This window comes from Porticoccus sp. GXU_MW_L64 (assembly GCF_052983295.1).
Genome location: NZ_JBRKJK010000013.1, coordinates 94261 through 112180, shown reverse-complemented (window position 1 = coordinate 112180; position 17920 = coordinate 94261). Strand labels below are relative to the sequence as shown.

General features: G+C 52.6%; 22 protein-coding genes. 8 read left to right on the top strand and 14 right to left on the bottom strand.

Features of this window, described 5'->3' with window-relative positions; genetic code table 11:
- Window positions 1-566: 566 nt before the first annotated feature.
- The 4 genes from ACVBEJ_RS11940 to ACVBEJ_RS11925 all read left to right on the top strand — a co-directional run bounded on the left by ACVBEJ_RS11940 (window position 567) and on the right by ACVBEJ_RS11925 (window position 2658).
- On the top strand, window positions 567-956 hold the full coding sequence (locus ACVBEJ_RS11940; RefSeq protein WP_447129860.1) for a hypothetical protein: 390 nt from the start codon (window positions 567-569) through the stop codon (window positions 954-956).
- An 80-nt stretch (window positions 957-1036) separates the two neighbouring features.
- Window positions 1037-1591, top strand: a complete 555-nt coding sequence (locus tag ACVBEJ_RS11935; protein ID WP_447129859.1) for a hypothetical protein — start codon at window positions 1037-1039, stop codon at window positions 1589-1591.
- Between the two features lie 103 nt (window positions 1592-1694).
- A complete protein-coding gene (locus tag ACVBEJ_RS11930) occupies window positions 1695-2141 on the top strand; it encodes a hypothetical protein (protein WP_447129858.1) in 447 nt (148 codons plus the stop codon).
- A gap of 76 nt (window positions 2142-2217) precedes the next feature.
- Window positions 2218-2658 carry a hypothetical protein gene (locus ACVBEJ_RS11925; RefSeq protein WP_447129857.1) on the top strand — a complete coding sequence of 147 codons (441 nt, stop codon included), beginning with the start codon at window positions 2218-2220 and terminating at the stop codon, window positions 2656-2658.
- 75 nt (window positions 2659-2733) lie between these two features.
- Here ACVBEJ_RS11925 and ACVBEJ_RS11920 read toward each other — a convergent pair whose 3' ends face one another.
- The 8 genes from ACVBEJ_RS11920 to ACVBEJ_RS11885 form a co-directional block, all read right to left on the bottom strand.
- Window positions 2734-3051: a CcdB family protein gene (locus ACVBEJ_RS11920; protein ID WP_447129856.1), complete on the bottom strand. Its 318-nt coding sequence runs from the start codon at window positions 3049-3051 to the stop codon at window positions 2734-2736.
- Window positions 3051-3296 (bottom strand): type II toxin-antitoxin system CcdA family antitoxin, encoded by a 246-nt coding sequence (locus tag ACVBEJ_RS11915; RefSeq protein ID WP_447129855.1) that lies wholly within the window; start codon window positions 3294-3296, stop codon window positions 3051-3053. The genes ACVBEJ_RS11920 and ACVBEJ_RS11915 overlap by 1 nt, the downstream gene beginning before the upstream one ends.
- Before the next feature lie 246 nt (window positions 3297-3542).
- Window positions 3543-3677 carry a hypothetical protein gene (locus ACVBEJ_RS11910; protein ID WP_447129854.1) on the bottom strand — a complete coding sequence of 45 codons (135 nt, stop codon included), beginning with the start codon at window positions 3675-3677 and terminating at the stop codon, window positions 3543-3545.
- Entirely contained in the window at window positions 3661-5148 is a 1488-nt protein-coding gene (gene lnt, locus ACVBEJ_RS11905; protein ID WP_447129853.1) for an apolipoprotein N-acyltransferase, read from the bottom strand. The genes ACVBEJ_RS11910 and lnt overlap by 17 nt, the downstream gene beginning before the upstream one ends.
- 60 nt (window positions 5149-5208) lie before the next feature.
- On the bottom strand, window positions 5209-6045 hold the full coding sequence (locus ACVBEJ_RS11900; RefSeq protein ID WP_447129852.1) for an HlyC/CorC family transporter: 837 nt from the start codon (window positions 6043-6045) through the stop codon (window positions 5209-5211).
- A complete protein-coding gene (ybeY, locus tag ACVBEJ_RS11895; protein ID WP_447129851.1) occupies window positions 6042-6539 on the bottom strand; it encodes an rRNA maturation RNase YbeY in 498 nt (165 codons plus the stop codon). The genes ACVBEJ_RS11900 and ybeY overlap by 4 nt, the downstream gene beginning before the upstream one ends.
- Window positions 6540-6619: 80 nt before the next feature.
- Window positions 6620-7639 (bottom strand): PhoH family protein, encoded by a 1020-nt coding sequence (locus tag ACVBEJ_RS11890; protein ID WP_447129850.1) that lies wholly within the window; start codon window positions 7637-7639, stop codon window positions 6620-6622.
- Between the two features lie 395 nt (window positions 7640-8034).
- A complete protein-coding gene (locus ACVBEJ_RS11885) occupies window positions 8035-8502 on the bottom strand; it encodes an Lrp/AsnC family transcriptional regulator (protein WP_447129849.1) in 468 nt (155 codons plus the stop codon).
- A gap of 96 nt (window positions 8503-8598) precedes the next feature.
- Between ACVBEJ_RS11885 and ACVBEJ_RS11880 the strand changes: the two genes are divergently transcribed.
- Window positions 8599-10353: a trans-sulfuration enzyme family protein gene (locus ACVBEJ_RS11880; RefSeq protein WP_447129848.1), complete on the top strand. Its 1755-nt coding sequence runs from the start codon at window positions 8599-8601 to the stop codon at window positions 10351-10353.
- An 84-nt stretch (window positions 10354-10437) separates the two neighbouring features.
- Here ACVBEJ_RS11880 and miaB read toward each other — a convergent pair whose 3' ends face one another.
- Both miaB and ACVBEJ_RS11870 read right to left on the bottom strand, forming a co-directional pair.
- The gene (gene miaB, locus ACVBEJ_RS11875; RefSeq protein ID WP_447129847.1) at window positions 10438-11805 is read right to left on the bottom strand and encodes a tRNA (N6-isopentenyl adenosine(37)-C2)-methylthiotransferase MiaB; all 1368 of its coding nucleotides are present in this window, start codon (window positions 11803-11805) and stop codon (window positions 10438-10440) included.
- A gap of 94 nt (window positions 11806-11899) precedes the next feature.
- Window positions 11900-12178, bottom strand: coding sequence for a SelT/SelW/SelH family protein (locus tag ACVBEJ_RS11870; RefSeq protein WP_447129846.1), 279 nt, complete (start codon window positions 12176-12178; stop codon window positions 11900-11902).
- A 125-nt stretch (window positions 12179-12303) separates the two neighbouring features.
- Between ACVBEJ_RS11870 and ACVBEJ_RS11865 the strand changes: the two genes are divergently transcribed.
- Window positions 12304-12636: a DUF1820 family protein gene (locus ACVBEJ_RS11865; RefSeq protein ID WP_447129861.1), complete on the top strand. Its 333-nt coding sequence runs from the start codon at window positions 12304-12306 to the stop codon at window positions 12634-12636.
- A gap of 127 nt (window positions 12637-12763) precedes the next feature.
- Here ACVBEJ_RS11865 and ACVBEJ_RS11860 read toward each other — a convergent pair whose 3' ends face one another.
- Window positions 12764-13366, bottom strand: coding sequence for a transglycosylase SLT domain-containing protein (locus tag ACVBEJ_RS11860; protein ID WP_447129845.1), 603 nt, complete (start codon window positions 13364-13366; stop codon window positions 12764-12766).
- Window positions 13367-13435: 69 nt separating this feature from the next.
- Here ACVBEJ_RS11860 and rhuM point away from each other — a divergent pair, with 69 nt between their 5' ends.
- Window positions 13436-14329 carry a RhuM family protein gene (gene rhuM / locus ACVBEJ_RS11855; protein WP_447129844.1) on the top strand — a complete coding sequence of 298 codons (894 nt, stop codon included), beginning with the start codon at window positions 13436-13438 and terminating at the stop codon, window positions 14327-14329.
- A gap of 48 nt (window positions 14330-14377) precedes the next feature.
- Here rhuM and ACVBEJ_RS11850 read toward each other — a convergent pair whose 3' ends face one another.
- The 3 genes from ACVBEJ_RS11850 to ACVBEJ_RS11840 form a co-directional block, all read right to left on the bottom strand.
- On the bottom strand, window positions 14378-14824 hold the full coding sequence (locus ACVBEJ_RS11850; protein ID WP_447129843.1) for a VOC family protein: 447 nt from the start codon (window positions 14822-14824) through the stop codon (window positions 14378-14380).
- A 464-nt stretch (window positions 14825-15288) separates the two neighbouring features.
- Window positions 15289-15771, bottom strand: coding sequence for a flavin reductase family protein (locus tag ACVBEJ_RS11845; protein WP_447129842.1), 483 nt, complete (start codon window positions 15769-15771; stop codon window positions 15289-15291).
- Window positions 15772-15836: 65 nt separating this feature from the next.
- On the bottom strand, window positions 15837-16319 hold the full coding sequence (locus ACVBEJ_RS11840) for an Lrp/AsnC ligand binding domain-containing protein (protein ID WP_447129841.1): 483 nt from the start codon (window positions 16317-16319) through the stop codon (window positions 15837-15839).
- 176 nt (window positions 16320-16495) lie between these two features.
- Between ACVBEJ_RS11840 and pepQ the strand changes: the two genes are divergently transcribed.
- The gene (gene pepQ, locus ACVBEJ_RS11835; RefSeq protein ID WP_447129840.1) at window positions 16496-17839 is read left to right on the top strand and encodes a Xaa-Pro dipeptidase; all 1344 of its coding nucleotides are present in this window, start codon (window positions 16496-16498) and stop codon (window positions 17837-17839) included.
- Window positions 17840-17920: the final 81 nt, after the last annotated feature.

Sequence of the window (17920 nt, the reverse complement as noted above, 5' to 3'; positions counted from 1 at the left end):
GCATAACATTGAGAAAATCGCCAATTACGGCGATATAAAGTAGTACACAGTGTTATCCACAAAAATATCTGCTTCATTCGCATAAAATGTGATTATGTTGAATGGATTTGGTTAAATGGTGAGCAGTTGAAACAGAGAGTATCGGCCTGTGAATAAACGAAATCTGAAAGCTGTTTTTCTACGGGCTCGTTAAGGCGCAATCATCGTTATGGTAAAGAGCATTTTTTTGATGCTATGTTGTGTTCTGCTAGGACTGGTATCTGATATCACCCCAGGATTCATAGCACACCCCATCTCAAAGTTCTGTATGAAAATGATGTACACACTCAGCTTTGAGGGGCCCAGTGGCATTGATGATGGCATCCAGGAGTACATAGTTAAGAACGGTAAAAGGTATAGGGCTCCCGCTCAGGCTATGCTGAGTAAGGCTTTACCAAACAGCAGAAATGAGCACGTAGCAGAGTACTTTATAGAATTATCGGGGTTGCGTAGTGAGCACCGGCCTTAACAAGCAAGGGCAGGCCGACCGCTGCCGCGTCGGCTGCCTTGGTCGTTAAAGAGAAAAAATGAACACGCCAGAAAAAGCTAAATTTTGGAAAAATTTCATACTTGAGCGGTGTGAATATCCGGCTATAGATCGCCTTAGAAAACAGTTTGAATCTGCTGAGTTCTATGACTTCTGCAATTGTGGGTGCAATAGCTTTGCTGTAAGTGTTGACTCCAAAACTAACATTGAGCCAATTGCTTACACAGATAGTTACGGGGCAGTCTTTGAGGCTAACTTTCATCTATCTGAAAGTGGTAAAACCTTAGAAATAGTACTGATGGCTAATGAGGCCGGGAATTTGGCATATGTGGAAATTGATTGTTGTGCAAATTCTTACCCTGTTCCAGAGTCAGTTGACGTCAAGGGTAGGCCGTATCATGTTCATGCAAGTGAGAAGCTTGCTCTTTAACAAGGTGGTGTTGTCGCCTGCGGCTGGGACGTCGCACTGCGTGCGCCGCCCCAAACCACGGCGTTATGTAAGAATGACTCATGGATTTTAAACTAATAAAGCAAGAATTAGAAAAATTTAAATTTAATCTGGAAGATTTAGGTTACGAATTTTGTCATCCCGATGAAGTTTTGCCCGGTCCGACCCAATCAGTTCTGGTTGACGAGCTAGAGTCAATGATAGGTCTGATACCTGAGACTATAAAACAGTTTTATCTGGAAGTAGGTAGTGCCGATTTTACTGGTAAGCATAGTGATTGGGATCAAGATATATATCCCGATCCCTTTTTTATGTCTAGCTTGGATAGAATATTAGAATCTGCAAAAAAATATGTTGAAGATCCTGAGGAAGCGGAGTGGTATCAAGATAATTACGGCGGTTTTGCATTAGAGTTGTCACCCGACTATTATCATAAAGAAAATGTTAGCGGAGGGCCGCCTTACCATGTCGTTTTACCCTGTGAAGCAAACCCGAAAATATTAGGGATGGAAGATTCACCAAGATTTTTGGAATATATAAAAAGTGTTTTAGGTTATGGTGGTTTTCCAGGTTTAAAATTTTATGATCACAATTGGCCAATATCAAAAATTACATAACCAAGTGCTCCAGCAGACATTTTTTTCGTCGCTTGGTTTTGTGGTTAATACCACAAAACAGCTTCTACAAAAATGCTGCTGAGCACGGCGTTATGGATTAGCTATGAATAGAGTTTTGATGTTAATTCTTCTGATATTTTCAGCTCATATTTTTGCTGAGGAGAAAGAGCCTATTTCTTGCGTTCATTTCGAAGCTTTTAGTTCTGCCAGGTTAGAGGACTTGAAGAAATATAACTTGCAGAAGTCAGTAAAAATCAAAGATATTGCACAAAAAATGATCGTCGATAGTGCCAAAGATGCTTTGAGGGTTGCGAATCTTACAAAAAAATATCAGGGGCCTGAAGAATATTACTCACGAAGATTAATAGAATTGCTTGATAAGCCCTTGGGATTGAGGATGGAGGTTGAATGTCTGACCTCTTATCAAATAGAGGGAAGCATTATAAGGCACTTTGAGCAAATCAATGTTCACCAATATAGAAGCGGTTACATGGTGCTAATAAAGGAAACTCCCATTGCATATTTCTATGATGAAATCATTGACTATTAACATACACATCCATAACCAGGCAAAGCACATGGACGTCGCTCCGCGTCGCCCATGTTTGCGGCGTTAGGTGAGGAAAATGTTGGATCGCAAGGCAATTACAGAGAAAATCCGTATTTCTGCTGATCGCTACGGGCCTTCAAATCCGCAGCAATTAAAGCAGCTCTTGTTCGGGTGCGAGAAAGCCACTGAAAGAGAATTGTTCTTCGGTCTATTCTCTTTCTTTTACGAGCCATCTCTTCAGGAAAATGCTTTTGCGAGGCAACAACTTGCGGGTACGATCCTATTAAAAATTTCACCAAAATGTCCACTGGAATTAGAAGGAGCTATTTATGCCACCCCTAAGTATTGGGATTTGAGTATTGAAGAGATGCCTTGGTATTTATGCAAAGAGTTTGGAAAAGAAGTAGTGCAGGAGTTTTTAGTAGAGCTATTACCAGACGTTGAAGATGAAGAGCTAAAACAAAGCTTTAAAACAATGTTATTTTGGGCAAAGGGTTATAAAGATAAAATCACCTAACCAGGCTATGCAGCGGATTTCAAACTCGGTCCTCCGCTGCGCTACGGCCCAAGTTTGAAACCGCTGATAGCAGCGTTAGATGCCCGCAATGGCGAAATCTAGTGCGTTGATAATTTCCAGTCTGATGTGTGCTAGTGATCCAATTTGATCCTTCAAAATAGAAGCTGGAACGGAAGAAAGTTGCGGAGTAAGAAGCAACAGTTCTTCGTCGAGATAGTTTACAGTTGGTGTAAGTCTATCCATATCTTCATTTCTGAATGAAGACTTTAAGCCAAGTGGCACGACTATCCTTGTTGATAGATCTTCAAGAAAATTATTTTGTATATCAAGCAGGTAAGGGAGGTGTTCTTTACTGGCTTTGCCAGGGTTTTTGTAAACGTCAAATTGACTCATTAAAACGCCCTGAATTCGTCACTAAACAGCCCGTTTTCTTCAACAAACTCGTTATAGGCCTGAATGGCATTAGCATTTTTTTGTTTCCAAGATTCGGCTTCTTTTTCAGCTAGTTTGGCTCTCAATGCCTGCTCTAATGTGGCTGAAAGGTTAATATCAAGCGATCGGGCTTTTGCTAGTAAGTCACTGTTTATACTAAGGTTTGTAGGCTTTTTTGGAGCCCTTAAATCGTATAGTGTTTGCATGTGCAGCCTCGTGCGCATTCATATGCGCATAGATTACAATAAAGCATCTAACGAGGCAATCAAGCTGACAGCTTTAACATTCGAATTTCCAATCGAGATTTGACAGCTATTCAATCACGAGCGTCGGAGGAAGGTATTCCTTACCAAACATTCGTATCAAGCATTATTCACAAATATGTTTCAGGTTCTCTGAAAGATCTCACAGCTAACAAACAAAGGCAGTCGGACGCGTAAATGCGCCGCTGCTTAGACCTCGACCTCGAAGCGTTCTTCGACCGAGTCAATCACGACTGCCTGATGTACCGCCTGCGCCAGCGCCTTGCCAATCCACAGGTCAAATTCAGGAAACCATGCATTCGGCGATTCAGGGTCGCAAGGCATGTTTTCTTCGGCTTTCCCAAAAACAACTCCCCAAACACAGGCCCAAAAGTAACAGCATCGGCCAGTGGCCAGTCTGACCATAGGGCGTAACGCCGGTGTGTGGTGTTACGCTACTCTCTAATATCCCTTCCTGAAACTGCGGCAGTTTTTCGGTGATTTTTCCGTGCACGTCAATCAGCGCGGTAATGCCGTCGTTGGTGGCGCGCACTACCGGTTTGCCGTTTTCCAGGGCGCGCATTTGCGCCATGCTCAGGTGCTGGTGGGGGGCCAGGGTGTCGCCGAACCAGGTGTCGTTGCTGACGGTGAGTATCAGGTTGGCACCGGGGGCGAGTTTGCGCACCAGGTTTTGGTAGGCAATTTCGTAGCAGATGGCGGTGGCAATTTTATGATCACCGCTGGTGATTAATGGCTGGTGGTCACTGCCCGGTGTAAAGCCGGACATGGGCAGGTCGAAAAAGCCGCCCATTTTTCGGATCACATCCCCCAGCGGCACGTATTCTCCGAAGGGCACCAGGTGTTGCTTGCGGTATTCGCCGCTGGCTTTGCCCAGGGCAATAACGTTGTTGTAGAACTCGTCGTCGGCAAAGTTGTATACCGGAATGCCGGTGATAAACGCGGTGTCTGTTTGCCGGGCCAGTTGGTCGAGCTGGCGTATCAGTGGCATCACGCGATGTTGCAGTTCGGGAATGGCGGCCTCTGGCCAGATCACCAGTTGGTTGTCCCACAGGGGTTCAGCCAGGCTCAGGTTATTGCTGATAATGCGGTCGCGGTAGTTGATTTGCCAGCGGTCGTTTTGGGGGATATTGGGCTGCAGTACGCCGATGCTCAGCGGTTGGCCGGGGTTTGTCCATTGCACATTTTTGAACCCCAGTCCCGACAGCCACAGCGTCAGGCAGATGATGGCAGCGATAAAGACCGTGCGGTTGCGTTGTTTTATCAGGTACGCGAAGGTGGCCCCGCAAAGTGCCACTATCCAGCTGATTGCCCACACCCCTCCCAGTGGCGCCCAGCCCGCCAGCCAACTGTGGATATGGCCGTAGCCCAGGTAAACCCAGGGAAAGCCGGTAAAAACCCATCCGATAAACCATTCTGCAGTTACCCAAAGGGCGGGAAAACCGAGCAGCCATGTCCAGCCGTTATCCAGTCGTGAGCACAGCATAAAAGGCAGGGAAAACAACAGTGCGAGCACGGCAATAAACAGGGTGGTAATCAGCAGTGCCGCTGCAAAGGGCGTCTCGCTGTACACGTTGATGCTGTTAAACACCCAGCTGGCGCCCACCGCAAATACGCCCAGGCAGTAGAGCACTGTGTGCCAGTAGCTCGCTTTAGCGGTTTTCCCCGGCAGCAGATACGCCAATACTGCCACGCTGACAATACCCAGCGGCCACCAGAAAAAGGGGGCCAGTGAGAGGGGCAACAGGGCGCCGGCAACAGGCAGGGCGATGCAGTGTAGGGTGGTTGGTTTCATCATTTTATGACTGCTGTTATTGCGAGGAGCGAAGCGACGCGGCTCGCAATGACGCTGTGTTGGTCAGATAGCGGCTAGCTGCAACAGGTGTATGCGGCGGTTGTCGCCTTTGACCACGGAGAACGAGAAACCATCCACCTGCACCTGTTCCCCTTCGCTGGGCAGGCGGCCAAAGGCCTGCATCACAATGCCGCCGATGGTGTCGTATTCTTCTTCGTCCAGGTTGGCTTCAAAGTGTTCGTTAAATTCCTCGATGGGGGTGAGGGCCTCCACCAGAAAGCTGCCGTCCGCCTGCGGGCGAATTTGCGCCACTTCTTCTTCGTCGGTTTCGTCTTCGATTTCGCCGACGATTTCTTCCAGTACGTCTTCAATGGTGACCAGGCCAGACACGGTGCCGTATTCGTCCACCACCATGGCCATGTGGTAGCGCTGTTCGCGAAATTCCTTGAGCAGTACATTGAGGCGCTTGCTTTCCGGGATGATGGTGGCCGGGCGCACCAGGTCGTCCATGTGGAACTCGCCGCTGTCTTTCAGCAGCAGCGGCAGCAGCTCTTTGGCCAGCAAGACGCCGCGAATATCGTCGTGGGATTCCCCCACCACCGGGAAGCGGGAGTGGCCACTTTCAATCACCACCGGCAGAAACTGCTCCGGGGTCTGGTCGTATTCGATGGCGACCACCTGGGAACGGGGAATCATGATGTCGCGCACTTGTTGTTCCGACACTTCCAGCGCACCTTCGATGATTTCCAGGGCCTCGCTGTCGATGATTTTGTTGTTGTGGGCTTCGCGCAGCACTTCCAGCAGTTCTTCGCGGGTTTCCGGGTCGGAGGAGAAGGCGTTGGTCAGTTTGTCGAGCCAGGACTTGTTGTCCTGGTGACTACTGTCAATGTCGTCGCTCATGAGTTTTGTGGTGCTCCATCATTGGGGTAATCGTTGTAGGGGGGTGGAAAGCCCAGGCCGGTGATTATGCGGGTCTCCAGTGTTTCCATTTGGTTGGCATCGCCGTCGTCAATGTGGTCGTAACCCAGCAGATGCAGGGTGCCATGAACCAGCATATGGGCCCAGTGTGCGTTTGCGGCTTTTTGCTGTTGTTTGGCTTCCTGGGCGACTACCTGGGTGCAGATGGCCAGGTCGCCCAGCAGGGGGATGTTCAGTTCCGGCGGCAGCTCCGATGGGAACGACAGCACATTGGTGGGGTTGTTCTTGTGGCGATAGCGATGGTTGAGGTGCTGGCTTTCCCGCTCGTTGACAAAGCGCACCGAAAGTTCTGCCTGTTGGCGCTGCTGCTCCGGGGGTAGTGCCCGCAGTGCGGCAGCGACCCATCGGTGCACCTGATCGTCGTCGGGTACCTGGTCGCTGCCGGAGGCGTTTTCTGTGTCGATGTGCAGGTTCATGGCTTATAGGTCGTCACTGCGAGGAGCCGCAGGCGTCGCGGCAATCTCCATCAGGCCGCTGCCAAACCGGACGAGATTGGTCACTTTGGTTCATCCTTCTCGTGCGCTTCATAGGCTTCCACGATACGGGCTACCAGTGGGTGACGCACCACGTCTTTGGGTTTGAAATGGGTAAAGCTGATGGCGTCTACCTCTTTTAGTACATCGGTCACGTGCACCAGGCCGGATTTGGTGCCCCGGGGCAGGTCAATCTGGCTGGTGTCGCCGGTAATGACTGCGGTGGAGCCAAAACCGATGCGGGTGAGGAACATTTTCATTTGCTCGCGAGTGGTGTTCTGGCTTTCGTCGAGAATGATAAACGAGCCGTTGAGGGTGCGGCCACGCATATAGGCCAGCGGCGCAATTTCGATGACGTTGCGGTCGATGAGTTTTTCCACGGTGTCGAAGCCGAGCATTTCGTACAGGGCGTCGTACAGGGGGCGCAGGTACGGGTCGACCTTTTGTGACAGGTCGCCGGGCAGAAAGCCGAGCTTTTCCCCCGCTTCCACCGCCGGGCGCACCAGTAGAATGCGTTCTACTTCGTCCCGTAAAAGGGCTTCCACCGCGCAGGCCACCGCCAGGTAGGTTTTGCCGGTACCCGCCGGGCCAATGCCAAAGTTGATGTCGTGGTTGTGAATGGCGCGCACATAGCGTTGCTGGTTGCCACCACGGGGTTTGATATTGGCTTTTTTGGTGCGGATCAGGGTGAACGCGTCAAGGTTGTCGTCGCCGTCCTGGGAGGGAGTATTTGCAGTCATGGGTGTCGTTTTTGAAGGCTCTATGGTTTGCAGCGCCTGCTGCAGCGACAGGTGAACGGCTTCCGGGGTCAGCTGCTGGCCACTGGCGGCTTCCCGGTACAGATTGCGCAGCAAGTTGCTGGCGGCAGCGGTGCTTTGCGGCGCACCCTGTAACGCAAATACATTGCCACGGCTGCGAATTTCAATATTCAAGCGCTGCTCGATTTGGCGAAGGTGTGCGTCGAATTGCCCGCAGAGGGAGGCCAGATGTCTGGCGTCATTGGGTTCCAGAGTGACGGTGTGGGTGGCGCTTTTTGTGTTCAAGCTGGTCGTGTTCAAGCTGGTGTGTGTATGCCTTTGGGCCGGAATGATGTGTCTAGCATATCGCCTTTGGGGGGGCAGGGGAATACATAAAATAAGTGCCCGCAGGGCAATCGGGCTTAAAACCTCCTAACCTGTCATTCCCGCGCAGGCACACTGCTGTCCGGCATATTTCGAAGTAATCGCCGTAAAAATACAGTACGCGAGACCTGCAGCCAAATGGGTGGCAGCGAAACCTAAAAAATCGTCATCGCGAGCGAAGCGCGGCGATCCAGCGACTTTGCTTGTATATCAGTCACTTAAAAGACACTGGATTGCCGCGCCGCGCTCGCAATGACGGCTTGGGTGGTTATCCCGTACAGCAATGTCGCTGCACTCAGCGATGACAATGACGGCTTTTAAAAGTTGCCCGGCTCTGGCAGCTCCCAACTTTGCCACTGCTGGTAAATCAGTGAGGTTTCGATATGGGCCACTTCCGGGCGCTCGGTAAAGGCAGAGAGCACAAAGTCCCGCAGGTGGGCGGTACTGCTCACCCATATCTGCACCTGGAAATCGCTGGCCCCGCTGGTGTGTAAAACATTAATCACTTCAGGCAGTTGCAGCAGGTGTTGGCGAAAAGATTCCACATCGCCGCGAGAATGGCGGTGCAGCTTTACCGCCACCAGTGCCTGTATTTCTGCCCCGGTTACCTGGGTATCCAGCTCTGCGTGGTAACCGCGAATAACACCGCTGGCTCGCAAGTGGCGCATCCGCGCCAGGCAGGATGACGGTGCCAGGCCAACGGTGTCGGCCAGTTCTTTGTTGGATATCCGCGCATTCTTCCGCAGAGCGCGCAGAATTTCGAAGTCTGTTCGGTCAATGGCCATTTTGGATGTCATTTTAGAATTTAATTCGGAGTTGCCATTCTATTTTTTATAGAAATTAGTATGCAATGCATATTTTTGAATTTTTGGAGAGATTTTGTGAATAACAATGACTTTAATCTGGCATCTGCCCGCGAATTGTCACCGGTACGCAACAGCAGCCAGGCCGAGGGCCTGGATCAGCTGGTGACTGAACAGCTGGGTCATTTTGGTATTGATGCAAGCAGCGAGCTGGGTCAGGGCTTGACACAGATTACCCGCAGTCTGTACCAGTGCAAGGGCAGTCTGGACGATGTCTGGCAGCTGGCGCAAAGCAGCATGCAGGAGCTGGATCGCGGTGATCGCATTGCCCTGTTTAATGCCAAGAAGTTTTTGTCGTTCCAAATCGCCAAAATTCTCGATAATTTTCAGAACAGCTTTCGCAAAAGCTACCAGGGCCTGGGTGAATCCGGTGCTACCCAGGCGGCGCGTTGCGCCTACCCGATTCTGGATAACGTGACGGCGCTGTTCTCCGCCACTCCGGTTATCGCCCGCACCGCCACCTACACTTTTGCCTGCGCCGACTGGATTGCCGATGCCTTCGAGGGCAAGGAATTTATGCTGCAAATCTACTCGCGGCTGCTCAATCCCACGTCCATCGCCCTGGCCAACCACATTGTAGACCTGGAGTGCGGCCCTCACGCCGGTGAGTATATGGCCTGGAATTACAACAGCGGCATGGCGGCCATCGATGGCACTCTGTCTCATGTACTGGGCCACGAAGATGTGCTGATTGCCAGCCGCAATATTTACGGCGGTGCTCACCAACTGATTCACGACTGGTTTGCCAAGCCCTCTAACCTCAATATCGGTGTGGAACAGTACGATGGTTTTGGCGTGGAAGGCTTTGTGGCCTGTTGGCGCGAGGCCAAAGCCAGGTATGCCGACCGCCTGGAAAACGGCAAGCAGGCGTATCTGTATATCGAGTCCCCCTGTAACCCCCACGGCTATGTGCTGGATGTGCCCGCACTTTGCAAAGCCGCCCATGCCGAAGGGCTGCGGGTTATATTGGATGCCACGGTGGGTACGCCGGTGTTGCAGCAGCCCCTGCGCCACCCGGACACCGACTGTCGCCCGGATTTTATGATCCACAGTTATACCAAGGATTTGACCGGTACCGGCTCGGTGATTGCCGGTGGCGTAATCGCCCGCAACGAAGATATGTTTATTCCCAAGGGCATGCCCGGCTGGGAAAACACCATGTTCTGGAACGTGTACTACATCAAGGGCGCGTTCCTGTCGGCGGATTCCGCGTTTGAGGTGCTGCAGGGCATGCGTACCCTGAATTTGCGGGTAATCAACAAAGCCATCAATACGGAGATTCTTGCCAACTACTTTGCTGCCCACCCCGGTATTCGGGTGAATTGCCACGGGGTTTCCGGCAACGAAAACTACGAGTTGAAAGAGAAGCATCTCAAACACGGTCTGCCCGCGCCGCTGTTTACCTTTGATATGGGCAGCATTCCCAAAAACTGCTTCCAGCGCTTTTTCGATGCACTGGAACCGGCCTATTCTCATCAAATCAGCCTGGGGCAAACCAATACCATCGTCAGCTGCCCGGGCCTGACCACCCACTCGGAGCTGAGCGAGGAAGACCAGAAGAAGGGTAGTATCTATCCCACAACGGTACGAATCTCACTGGGCTGTGAAAATCCCAAGGACCTGATTGTTCACTTTGCTGAGGCAGCAAAGCTGACCATCGACCCGGTGGTGCCAGGGTTTAGTGAGCAGTTGATGGGGGAGGATGAGGTGAATCGGCTGATTACCGAAACCTATATGAAGCGCCACAAGCTGTATGTGGAGTCGTTGTTGTAATGTTTTGTCCTGTCATTCTGAGCGCAGCGAAGAATCTCTTTGGTTGATGCCATTGCGAGATCCTTCGCTGCGCTCAGGATGACATTATTCGGGTGCGATCAAACTTCCCCTAAGCGAATTCGGCAGCGCTTCTTCAATCAGCACATCCGCAAAGTGGCCAATCAGACTGTGGTCGTCGCAGCGGAAGTTCACTACCCGGTTGTTTTCGGTGCGGCTTTGCAGTTGCCCCGGGTCTTTTTTGGAAATGCCGGTCACCAGCACCCGTTCGGTGTTGCCTACCATGTGACGGCTGATGCGCAGGGCGTTTTGGGTAATGCGGTCTTGCAGTATTTTCAGGCGTTGCTTTTTCACATCGCCCGGAGTGTTGTCCGGCAGGTCGCTGGCGGGGGTGCCGGGGCGGGCGCTGTAAATAAAGCTGAAACTGGTGTCGAAGCCGATGTCTTCAATCAGCTTCATGGTGTCGGCAAAGTCTTTTTCACTCTCGCCGGGGAAGCCGATAATAAAGTCTGACGAAATGCTGATGTCCGGGCGAATCTGGCGCAGTTTGCGGATTTTGGATTTGTATTCCAGTGCTGTGTGGCCGCGTTTCATGGCCATCAGTATGCGGTCGGAACCGCTTTGCACCGGCAGGTGCAGGTGGCTGACCAGTTCTGGCACTTCCGCGTAGGCGGCGATCAAGCTGTCGCTGAACTCCACAGGGTGACTGGTGGTGTAGCGTATGCGGTCAATGCCATCTACTTCGGCCACATAGCCGATCAGTTCCGCCAGATCGCAGATATCCCCCTCCGGGGTTTCGCCGCGGTAGGAGTTGACGTTTTGCCCCAGCAGGTTGATTTCCCGCACCCCTTGCTCAGCAAGGTGAGCCACTTCCGCCAGCACATCCGCCAGCGGGCGGCTCACTTCTTCGCCACGGGTGTAAGGCACCACGCAGAAGGTGCAGTACTTGGAGCAGCCTTCCATAATGGACACAAACGCAGTGGCACCGTCCGCTTCCGGTTGCGGCAGGTTGTCGAACTTCTCAATCTCCGGGAAGCTGATATCCACCACCACAGTGCCATCGGACTGTTCGCTTTCGGTCATCATCTCCGGCAGGCGGTGCAGGGTTTGCGGGCCAAACACCAGGTCTACAAAGGGTGCGCGCTTGGCAATGGCGTCCCCTTCCTGGCTGGCCACACAGCCGCCCACGCCGATCACCACGTCCGGGTTGGCCTCCTTGAACGGTCGCCAGCGTCCCAGTTGGTGAAATACTTTCTCTTGAGCTTTTTCGCGAATGGAGCAGGTGTTGAGCAGCAAAACGTCCGCCTCGGATGGATCGTCGGTGGTCACCATCTCGTGGCTCTCCCCCAGCAAATCGCGCATGCGGGCGGAGTCGTACTCGTTCATCTGGCAGCCGTGGGTGACGATATGGAGCTTTTTGACGGGCTTGTTGGTGGACGTGCTGTTGGTGCTCATGTTGGTCAAATAGTGTGCAAATTTTAAGGCCGCGCAGCATACCATAAAAGCTCTCGTCATCCCCGCGCAGGCGCTGTTTGCGGCGCCTTTTTTGCTATCTTTTGTCGGAGTGTCCCAAGTCGTGTTCCGGGGCGATGCGATCCCGCACCAGTTGTTTGAGTTCGGTGATCTCCGGGAAGCGGCCTTGTTGTTTGCGCGACCACAGTGTATTGCCGTTGTGACGGATTTCAAAAATGCCGCCGATGGTGCCGGGCTTTAAAGTGGCACTGGTCAATTCCGACTCAAAGGTGGTGAGCAGTTCCTGGGTCATCCAGGCGGCACGCAGTAACCAGCGGCAGCCAGTGCAGTATTCGATTTCGATATGGTGACTCATTGCAGCTCTCCGATGACTTTTTTGATGGTCAGGTCGCATTTTGGCAGTATCGCCAGGGTGACACCAGAGTCGGCGGGGTGTATGCTTCGCGGCCATTTTCTGCCAACCTGTTTTTACCAAAAGCCATGTCAAAGACTCCCGTCTACCGCGTTTCCTTCTTCAACCAGAACGAAGTGTACGAAATTTACTGCCGCCACGTGTATCAGAGTGATCTGTGGGGGTTTCTTGAGGTGGAGGAGTTTGTGTTTAACGAGCGCAGCCAGATGATTGTGGATCCGGCGGAGGAAAAACTGAAAACCGAGTTCTCTACGGTCAAGCGCACCTTTATTCCCATGCACAATGTGGTGCGCATCGACGAGGTGGAGAAGGGCGGCACTGGTAAAATCACCGAGGCCAAGCCGGGTTCCAATGTCAGCCAGTTTCCGTTTCCCAGTGCGGGGGGCAAGCCTGGGGAGTGACAACTTTCTCCAGTTTGAAATAGGCTGTCATCCTGAGCGCAGCGAAGGATCTTCAGCTTGGTGTCAGTATGAGATCCTTCGCTGCGCTCAGGATGACAGGAACCGCTCAGGATGACGGGAGTCAGTCCTAAAAAATCCACCAGCCATCAATGGCGTCATCCAACTCTTTCTTGCAGCTTTTTAACTGGGCGTTGTAGCTGGCAGCGCGGCTTTTCACTTTATTGGCCACCCCCAGCAGCCATTTTTTTCCTTGATAGCTTTTGCGTGAATAACCGCCGCGGCCTTCGTGGTAGGCCAGGTATTGGTTGTAGGCATCCCACTTGGACACCTTCAGGGTGCGCTGGGTGGTGTGGGTGTACCAACCGATAAAGTCGATGGCATCGTCGAAATCGTCCCGGTCGGCTCCGGAGCGTCCGGTGGCTTTGCGGTAGTCTTTCCAGGCGGGGTTTTGCGCCTGAGCGTAGCCGTAGGCAGAGGATTTGCGCGGCAGGGGAATAAACAAAAACCATTTGCGCTTGGGCTGGGCATCGTGCACGAAGTTGGATTCCTGCTGCATGATGGCCATCATCACATGGATGGGGGTGCCCCAGCGTTTGTTGGCGTCTACCGCCGCTTCATACCAATCGGTTTCGCCGCGAAATATCTCGCACAGGTTGTTGGGGTTGCTCGGGCGGTAAGTCGAGCAACCCGCCAGCAGGCTCACCGCGATCAATAGGGTCAGTATTTTCATTGCGCCATCATAATGGCTTTTTTGCATTTCAGTGAGACGCTCTGCTCATTCGATGCTATACCTTTAAAGATGGATACGCCCAAAAGCCTGGATTTGTATAAAGTCAGCTCAGATTCCCAGTGGTTGAGTCAGCGCCAGATCGCCCAGTGGTTGGGGGTGAGGACCTCTATTGTGGCGGATTTGATCCGCTATCTGTTTAAAACCGGTGAGTTTCGCGAAGCGGACCACTGCACCAAACGGCAGATTGAGCAGCAGGAGGGCAAGCGTTGGGTAAGTCGCGAACTCAATTGCTACAGCCGGGATCTGTGCATGGCGGTGGCCTGGCGGGTGCATTCGCCCATTGGGGATCAGTTCCGCCAATGGGCGTCACAACAGTTGCGGCAGGCGTTGGATGAACTCTGCGCCGGTGCTGAGGATTTTGCGGTCAAGGTGACTGACAGCAATGACGGCTTGATGCCCTTGCTCAGCAACTTTCGCTGCAGCCTGTTAAAACTCTACGAATTTGAATCCCGTAAAGTGAATTTGCGCAATACCAGTATGCTGGCGGCCCGGCCGCTGGAATACTTTGAGGTGACCACCATGATCACAAGCCTGCGCGACACACTGTTTGCCGGCGGAGAGCCCGGCGACTTTGGTGTTGATAAATCGGGGCAGTTGGAGGCGTTGCTGGAACTGGTCGCCCATGGCGGCAACCGGGGTTACTCCAGTATTGAACAGAAAGCCGTTTACCTGTTGTGGCTGGTGATTCACCGGCAGCCGTTTGTGGAAGGCAACCTGCAACTGGGTGCGCTGCTGTTTGTGTGGTTTTTGCAGCGCAACGGCCTGTTGCATCGCGACGATGGCAGCTGTCGCCTGCCGGACAATGCCCTGGTATCCATGGTGTTGCTGGTGTCGCGAAGCCCGGAGGAGGATTGCGATTTATTGGTGTCGCTGCTGGCGGGGTTGATTAATCGGGAGAATTAAATCGTTTTGGGTTACGAGTTACGGGTTTCGAGGTCGAAACCCGAAACCCTACTGCATATCTCCCGGTAGCTTGCTGGGGTCAAATTCCCCCACTTTGGTGGCAAAGCTCCAGCGATACCCGTCCGGGTCTTTGACGCTGTACATACGGTCGCCCCAGAACATGTCTTCCGGCTCCATGGTGACTTCTGCACCGCTGGCGACAGCCTGTTGATGATGGCTGTTGACGTCTTCGCAGTAGATAAACAGTCCGATACCCTGGTCCGAGCCAGTGCTCTTGGGGGTGCGGGCGCTGTTGCCCCAGCAGCCTTCCAGCCCCATCATGATGCGCACATCGCCGAAGATCATTTCACAGTGAACAATCTCGCCATTCTGCACCAGTGGCTCATCGTCCCGCTGAAAGCCAAAGGTTTTTTCGTAGTATTCCATGGCGGCATTGGGGTCGCTGACTGCCAGGTAGGGCATCAGCTGCGGGCAGTTGTCGGGTTTAAAAGACATGGCGGGCTCCTTGCGAATAGTCAGTAGGTGGGCTGAAAAGTATAGTTGACGATTGGCGCAAGGTCATTTCGTCGGCAAATTTTGACAAAACAGGCGGCAGCTCGCACCATTAATGCGACCGCTCGGTGCCCGCAGGCAGGTAAATGCCAACGGGTCGGCAATTTTGCCGTGATTGGCTTACAGGACGTGCTCCGGTCCAAAGCGTATAAATACCCCAACTAACACCATAAACAATAATTTAGAGCCGGAGTTTTGACGTGAAAGTGTGTCCAAAGTGTGTCCTGGCCATAGGGATAGGTCTTGTTGCCAGTGTTGTACTGGCTTGCTGTGTAAAAAATGCCCATCTGTGGACGGTGCTGGGAGTGATGGCCAGTATCGGACTGTGTATGTTGCTAGGTGAGAAGTTGTCGCCGGACGAAAAACACAGAGAATCGCGCTCCTGACGTCCTGTCAGTAGCGCACCATTATTCAGAAATTCCCTTATAACAGCCGCCGTGAAACAACAGCGGCGTTTCGCTGTTGTAATCAAAAGACTCCACCTTGCCCACCAGAATAACGTGGTCGCCGCCGTCGTGCTGGTTTGCCATGGAGCACACCAGGCGGGCGGCGTACTGTTCCAGCAGCGGGGTGTTGTTGCTGTCGCGGTGCCAGCTGGTTGATGCAAATTTGTCGTTGTCTTTGGAGGCAAAGGCGTTGGATACCGATTGCTGGGCGCTGGTGAGCACGTGAATGGCAAAGTGGCCGGTATTGATAAAGCTGTCGAAGCAGTTGGACTCTTTGCAGATACTCCACAGCACCAGTGGCGGCTCCAGCGACACAGAGGCAAAGCTGTTGGCGGTCATGCCCACCGGTGAATCCTCTGCTCCGTTAGTGGTGATCACCGTTACTCCGGTGGCAAAACACCCAAATGCGTTTCTCAGTTCTCTTTGTTGTTGGCTGATGGACATGAATTTTATTCTTCTCTTATTGTTGCGAGATTGTGCCTTAGCACAGCTGTGATAGCTATGGTCAATCAGGCTTTGGGAAGCGCAATAGAGGTTTGTGATTTCACCTCTTGCATGGACACAAACGTATGGGTTTCGCGCACATTGGGGATATTGGCCAGCTGCTCCCCCAGAAAACGGCGGTAGGATTGCATGTCCTCGGTGCGGATTTTCAGCAGGTAGTCAAAGCCGCCGGACATCATGTGGCACTCCTGCACTTCGTCAATTTCGCGGATGGCGCGGTTAAAGTTGCTCAGATTTTCCGTGGTGGTGTTTTGCAGTGATACCTGAATAAAAGCCAGCAGCCCCGCCTGCAATTTGTAGGGGTCCAAAAGGCACACGTAGTTTTTGATATAGCCTTCGCGCTCCAGGCGTTTGACCCGCTCCAGGCAGGGTGGCGGCGTCAGGTGGACCTTCTCTGCCAGTTCCACGTTGGAGATTTTGCCGTTCTTTTGCAGTATCGAAAGGATTTGCAAATCGACTCGGTCCAGGGGTTTATTCTTTTTGGCCATGCTTTTTATATGAGGTTGTTCTGAGCAGGTTATGTTTTCCCTTATTCTATTTCATTACGGTTATTAAGCCATGTATTGTGGACGACTTGTTGAAAGCGCCGCTCCTATGGACTTATGCGTCGATTTAAAGGTATCGTGAAACCTTTCGCGAGCCATGTTCCACGAGCCACGTTGTTATGTTACCCAGCCAGCAGTCGTTACTTTCCGAACTATACCCGTCACACATTGCCAGCAAGTTTGCCACCTTTCTCAGCGTTATGGAGCGCACCGGTTGGGAGCATTTGTTGATATCTTCCGGGGCTGAGTTGGTGCAGTTTCGCGACGACCAACACTACCCGTTTAAAGTGAACCCCTACTTCAAGGAGTGGCTGCCGCTCACCGAGCGCCCCAACTGCTATCTGTTGATTTCAGAGGACGAAACCCGCCCCAAGTTGTTTGTCAAAGAGTGCCAGGATTACTGGCACAGCGAGCCGGAAGCTCTGCCGGAAGGCTACGACAGCGCCATAGAGGTGTGCCCCTATTGCGACACCCCCGGCCTGTTTGCCCAGCTGCCCAGAGACACTCGCTGGCTGGCTTACCTGGGGCCGAAAATGAGCGCCATGTCCGGCTTTAGCGACACCCAGCGCAATCCCCAGGCGCTGATGAATCAGATCGACTGGCTGCGGGCGGTAAAAAGCCCCTACGAACAGGCTTGCATACGCGCAGCTAACGAGGTTGCTGTTCGCGGCCACAGTGCGGCGAAAAAAGCCTTTAAAGCGGGCAAATCGGAGATGGCCATTCGCCAGGATTACCTGCAGGCGGTGCAGTGCACCGGCCAGGAGTTGCCCTACGACGCCATTGTTGCGATCAATGAACACGCCGGTGTGCTGCACCACACCCGGGTGCAGCGCCAGGCGCCGGAGCACCTGCACTCTTTGTTGCTGGATGCCGGGGTCAGCGTTAACGGTTATGCATCGGATATTACCCGCACCTACGCGGCGAAAAAGAAATCCACCTTTGCCAAACTGATCTCCGCCTTGGATGATGCGCAACAGCAGCTGATTGACACCATCGTACCGGGCATGAGCTTTGTGGATTTGCACCTGGATATGCACCGCCGCATCGGTGAGATCCTTATTGATTTTGGCATTATCACCTGCGATCTGGCCACGGCCATGGAGCTGGGTATGACTCTGCCGTTCCAGCCTCACGGCCTGGGGCACTTGCTGGGGGTGCAGGTGCACGACAAAGGCGGTCATCAGTTGGCACCGGATGGCGGCGACAACCCGCCGCCCATTCATCACCCGCACCTTCGCCTGACCCGCACGGTCGAGGTGGGCCAGGTGTTTACCATTGAGCCGGGCATATACTTTATTCCCTCACTGCTGGAACCGGTGCGGGCTGGCATATACAGCGAGCATGTGGATTGGGCCAAGGTGGATGAGCTGATCCCCTGTGGTGGCATTCGCATCGAGGATAATGTGCTAATTACAGAATCCGGTGTGGAAAATTTTACTCGCAACGCCTTTTCTGCTGTTTGATTTACACTATTTTACCTGTTAATTGGTGAATTTTTTTTCTGAGACGTCTATCCTGTCCGGCAACACCTGCCACCTATGAAC

Coding starts and splice junctions, on each gene's coding strand:
- ACVBEJ_RS11940 (WP_447129860.1), top strand. CDS start 567: ATGAACACGCCAGAAAAAGCTAAATTTTGGAAAAATTTCATACTTGAG.
- ACVBEJ_RS11935 (WP_447129859.1), top strand. CDS start 1,037: ATGGATTTTAAACTAATAAAGCAAGAATTAGAAAAATTTAAATTTAAT.
- ACVBEJ_RS11930 (WP_447129858.1), top strand. CDS start 1,695: ATGAATAGAGTTTTGATGTTAATTCTTCTGATATTTTCAGCTCATATT.
- ACVBEJ_RS11925 (WP_447129857.1), top strand. CDS start 2,218: ATGTTGGATCGCAAGGCAATTACAGAGAAAATCCGTATTTCTGCTGAT.
- ACVBEJ_RS11920 (WP_447129856.1), bottom strand. CDS start 3,051: ATGAGTCAATTTGACGTTTACAAAAACCCTGGCAAAGCCAGTAAAGAA.
- ACVBEJ_RS11915 (WP_447129855.1), bottom strand. CDS start 3,296: ATGCAAACACTATACGATTTAAGGGCTCCAAAAAAGCCTACAAACCTT.
- ACVBEJ_RS11910 (WP_447129854.1), bottom strand. CDS start 3,677: ATGCCTTGCGACCCTGAATCGCCGAATGCATGGTTTCCTGAATTTGAC.
- lnt (WP_447129853.1), bottom strand. CDS start 5,148: ATGATGAAACCAACCACCCTACACTGCATCGCCCTGCCTGTTGCCGGC.
- ACVBEJ_RS11900 (WP_447129852.1), bottom strand. CDS start 6,045: ATGAGCGACGACATTGACAGTAGTCACCAGGACAACAAGTCCTGGCTC.
- ybeY (WP_447129851.1), bottom strand. CDS start 6,539: ATGAACCTGCACATCGACACAGAAAACGCCTCCGGCAGCGACCAGGTA.
- ACVBEJ_RS11885 (WP_447129849.1), bottom strand. CDS start 8,502: ATGGCCATTGACCGAACAGACTTCGAAATTCTGCGCGCTCTGCGGAAG.
- miaB (WP_447129847.1), bottom strand. CDS start 11,805: ATGAGCACCAACAGCACGTCCACCAACAAGCCCGTCAAAAAGCTCCAT.
- ACVBEJ_RS11870 (WP_447129846.1), bottom strand. CDS start 12,178: ATGAGTCACCATATCGAAATCGAATACTGCACTGGCTGCCGCTGGTTA.
- ACVBEJ_RS11865 (WP_447129861.1), top strand. CDS start 12,304: ATGTCAAAGACTCCCGTCTACCGCGTTTCCTTCTTCAACCAGAACGAA.
- ACVBEJ_RS11860 (WP_447129845.1), bottom strand. CDS start 13,366: ATGAAAATACTGACCCTATTGATCGCGGTGAGCCTGCTGGCGGGTTGC.
- rhuM (WP_447129844.1), top strand. CDS start 13,436: ATGGATACGCCCAAAAGCCTGGATTTGTATAAAGTCAGCTCAGATTCC.
- ACVBEJ_RS11850 (WP_447129843.1), bottom strand. CDS start 14,824: ATGTCTTTTAAACCCGACAACTGCCCGCAGCTGATGCCCTACCTGGCA.
- ACVBEJ_RS11845 (WP_447129842.1), bottom strand. CDS start 15,771: ATGTCCATCAGCCAACAACAAAGAGAACTGAGAAACGCATTTGGGTGT.
- ACVBEJ_RS11840 (WP_447129841.1), bottom strand. CDS start 16,319: ATGGCCAAAAAGAATAAACCCCTGGACCGAGTCGATTTGCAAATCCTT.
- pepQ (WP_447129840.1), top strand. CDS start 16,496: ATGTTACCCAGCCAGCAGTCGTTACTTTCCGAACTATACCCGTCACAC.